The 3,175-nt window shown below is 65.0% G+C and carries 3 protein-coding genes; 1 reads left to right on the top strand and 2 read right to left on the bottom strand.

Features of this window, described 5'->3' with window-relative positions:
* Positions 1 to 371: TrkA family potassium uptake protein (locus VN856_RS20670; RefSeq protein WP_325692411.1), on the bottom strand; the 371-nt coding region annotated here is incomplete at its 3' end.
* A complete protein-coding gene (locus VN856_RS20665) occupies positions 368 to 1,036 on the bottom strand; it encodes a TrkA family potassium uptake protein (protein ID WP_325692409.1) in 669 nt (222 codons plus the stop codon). The genes VN856_RS20665 and VN856_RS20670, both read right to left, overlap by 4 nt.
* A gap of 106 nt (positions 1,037 to 1,142) precedes the next feature.
* Here VN856_RS20665 and VN856_RS20660 point away from each other — a divergent pair, with 106 nt between their 5' ends.
* Positions 1,143 to 3,131 carry an APC family permease gene (locus VN856_RS20660; protein ID WP_325692407.1) on the top strand — a complete coding sequence of 663 codons (1,989 nt, stop codon included), beginning with the start codon at positions 1,143 to 1,145 and terminating at the stop codon, positions 3,129 to 3,131.
* Positions 3,132 to 3,175: the final 44 nt, after the last annotated feature.

The following is a 3,175-nucleotide window of genomic DNA, read 5'->3' as shown; positions in this document are numbered from 1 at the left end:
CACAGCATCCGCGGGGTGGACACCGCGACGTCGACGCCCCAGGCATCGGTGAACAGCCACTCGTTGCGGGGATCGTTGACGCGGGCCACCACCCGCGGCACCGCGAATTCGGTCTTGGCCAGCAGGCTGAGCACCACGTTGGCTTTGTCGTCGCCGGTGGCGGCTACCACCACGTCGAACTCGTGCAACTTCACCAGCTCGAGCATGCTGACTTCGCAGGCGTCCCCGAGTTGCCAGTGCGCCGCCGGGATGGCGTCGACGTCGATGTGCTCGGGCTTGCGCTCGATCAGCGTGACGTCGTGCTCGTTCTCGATCAGCTCGCGGGCGACCGACCGGCCGACCGCGCCCGCGCCTGCAATCGCTACCTTCATTCCAGGTCCTCGCTTGGCGGCAACGCCGCGATGGCCACGGCCTCGGCCGCGCGTCCGGAGATCGCCGCGATGTAGACCTGATCGCCGGCCTGGATGACCGTCTTGGGCTCGGGCAGCACTCCGGTACCGAACCGGATCAGGAATGCCACCCGTGCGCCGGTGGCCTTCTCCAGGTCGTTGGCCGCGCGGCCCACCCAGTCTTCGTGCAGGACAACCTCGACCACGGCGACGGTCCCGGTCGGGTCCCGCCACCTCGCGGTCTCGCTTTCCCGGGTGAGTACGTGCAGCAGCCGGTCGGTGGTCCACGGCACGGTCGCGATGGTGGGAATGCCCAGACGTTCGTAGACCTCGGCACGTTTGGCGTCGTAGATCCGCGCGACAACCCGCCGAACGCCGAAGGTTTCCCGGGCCAACCGGGCCGAAATGATGTTGGAGTTGTCGCCCGATGACACCGCGGCGAAGGCGTCGGCCCCCTCGATACCGGCTTTCAGCAGCACATCCCGGTCGAATCCCAAGCCGAGCACGCGTTCACCGGCGAACTCGGGACTCAGCCGGCTGAACGCGGCGCTGTCACTGTCGATCACGGCGACGTCGTGGCCGATGCGCGACAGGCCGTCAGCCACCGAGGAACCCACCCGGCCGCACCCCATCACAACCACTCGCACTAGAGGTCCTCTCGGCCCGACCAGCCGCAGTGGCCAGCCGGTATGGGAGACATTCTCGTCAAGGGAACCGTACCGGCAGGCGTGGTTGCGCTTACTCTTGGCTCTCGTGTCCAAACTTTCGACCGCAGCGCGTCGATTGGTTTTGGGTCGGCCGTTTCGCAGCGACCGGCTGAGCCACACCCTGCTGCCCAAGCGGATCGCCTTGCCGGTGTTCGCCTCCGACGCACTCTCGTCGGTTGCGTACGCTCCTGAGGAGGTCTTCCTGATGCTCTCGGTGGCCGGCCTCGCGGCGTATTCGCTGACACCGTGGATCGGTGTCGCGGTGGCGGCGGTGATGCTGGTCGTGGTGGCCAGCTATCGGCAGAACGTGCACGCCTACCCGTCCGGCGGCGGCGACTACGAGGTGGTCACCACTAACCTCGGAGCCAACGCCGGCCTCACTGTTGCGAGCGCACTGATGGTGGATTACGTTCTCACCGTTGCTGTTTCGACGGCATCGGCGATGTCCAACATCGGCTCCGCCATTCCGTTCGTGGCCAACCACAAGGTGCTGTTCTGCGTATGCGCCATCGTGCTGGTGATGGCGCTGAACCTGCGCGGTGTGCGCGAATCCGGGGTGGCGTTCGCCGTTCCCACCTACGCGTTCATCGTCGGCGTCGGGCTGATGCTCGCCTGGGGCCTATTCCGGATCTACGTGCTGGGCGAGCCGATTCGCGCTGAGTCCGCCGGTTACGTGATGCACGCCGAACGCACCTCGATCACCGGCTTCGCGCTGGCTTTCCTGGTGGCGCGGTCGTTTTCGTCGGGCTGTGCGGCGCTGACCGGTGTCGAAGCAATTAGCAACGGGGTGCCGGCCTTTCGAAAGCCAAAGTCGCGCAACGCGGCAACCACACTGCTGCTGCTCGGAACGATCGCGGTCAGCCTGTTGATGGGCATCATCCTGCTGGCCAAGGAAACCCGTGTCCAGATCGTCGACAATCCTGCCGCACAGCTGTCCGGTATTCCGCATGACTACCAGCAGAAGACGCTGGTCGCCCAAATCGCCCAAGCCGTCTTCGGTAGCTTCCACATCGGCTTCCTGCTGATCGCCATCGTCACCGCGCTCATCCTGGTGCTGGCGGCCAACACCGCGTTCAACGGATTCCCGGTGCTGGGCTCGGTGCTCGCGCAGGACAGCTACCTGCCCCGCCAGTTGCACACCCGCGGCGACCGATTGGCGTTCTCCAACGGAATCGTGTTCCTGGCCCTCGCGGCCCTCGCCGCGATCATCGCGTTCCGAGGCCAAGTCACTGCGCTGATTCAGCTCTATATCGTCGGGGTGTTCATTTCGTTCACGCTGAGCCAAATCGGAATGGTCCGGCACTGGACTCGACTGCTGCGCAACGAGACCGACCCGGCAGTGCGGCGAACGATGATGCGCTCCCGGGTGGTCAACACGGTCGGTTTCGTGGCCACCGGCACGGTGCTGCTGGTCGTCATGGTCACCAAGTTCCTCGCCGGGGCCTGGATCGCCGTCGTGGCTATGACGTTGTTGTTCGTGTTGATGAAGATGATCCGCAAGCATTACGACACGGTCAGCCGGGAACTCGAGCGGCACGCCGACGAAGACGTCGTCCTGCCCAGCCGCAACCACGCCGTGGTCCTGGTGTCGAAGTTGCATCTGCCGACGCTGCGGGCGCTGTCCTACGCCCGCGCCACAAGGCCCGATGTGCTGGAGGCCGTGACGGTGAGCGTCGACGACGTGGAGACTCGCAAACTGGTCCGCCGCTGGGAAGAAAGCAACATCAGTGTGCCGCTGAAGGTCATCGCTTCGCCGTATCGCGAAATCACCCGTCCCATACTGGATTACGTCAAACGGGTGAGCAAAGAGTCGCCGCGCACCGTGGTGACGGTTTTCCTCCCCGAATACGTCGTTGGCCACTGGTGGGAGCACGTGCTGCACAACCAGAGCGCGTTGCGGCTGAAGGGCCGATTGCTGTTCATGTCCGGGGTGATGGTGACTTCGGTTCCCTGGCAACTCAATTCGTCGGAGCGGCTCAAGACGCTGCATCCGCATGCAGCACCCGGCGATGCCCGGCGAGGGATTTTCGATTGACAACGGAATCCAACGCGGCGGCATCACCGGCTCCGGAGCATCTG

The organism is Mycobacterium sp. (genome assembly GCF_035603715.1).
In the GTDB taxonomy this organism is placed as follows: Bacteria; Actinomycetota; Actinomycetes; order Mycobacteriales; family Mycobacteriaceae; genus Mycobacterium.
The sequence above is the reverse complement of the archived record's forward strand: the minus strand, read 5'-3'. Positions and strand labels throughout refer to the sequence as shown.